Below are 454 nucleotides of genomic sequence, written 5' to 3'. Positions count from 1 at the left end.
GTGACCGTCTATTGACTAGTAGATTAGCCTCGGTAGGTTCGAACCAAAGAGCCACGATCGGAAATTAAAAGTTTCTGTGTACATCCGCGCACAAATGTGGTATAATATAATCGTAAAGGTTAATATTATTAAAGACCGAGCGGCGACGCTTGGCAGAAAGGACTGACGACTATGAATTATGAACAAACAATCAAAATGTTACAAAAGGCAATTAAGTATGCTGACAATGCTGAAGAGCGGGCAATGTATATCAGTGAATTGGCGCTGATGGACAAACGCAAGATGTTGGACCATTGCGACGACTATGGGTATGCGATTATTCCGGTGGAAATCGTTTCGGATATGGCCACTATCAGCGTATACGACCTCTACAGTGAGCTGTACATTAAGAATGACCACAAGGAACCATCGGTTGACGAACTGTGCAACGTTATAAATAAAATATCGTCCGTAT

General features: G+C 42.1%; 1 protein-coding gene. It reads left to right on the top strand.

All coding sequences use genetic code 11. From position 1 onward, the window contains the following. Positions 1-195 precede the first annotated feature (195 nt). On the top strand, positions 196-454 hold a 259-nt coding region (locus tag J4G38_RS28405; RefSeq protein ID WP_226164203.1), incomplete at its 3' end, for a hypothetical protein.

Source organism: Hymenobacter terricola (assembly GCF_017921975.2).
Lineage (GTDB): Bacteria > Bacteroidota > Bacteroidia > Cytophagales > Hymenobacteraceae > Hymenobacter > Hymenobacter terricola.
The sequence above is the reverse complement of the archived record's forward strand: the minus strand, read 5'-3'. Positions and strand labels throughout refer to the sequence as shown.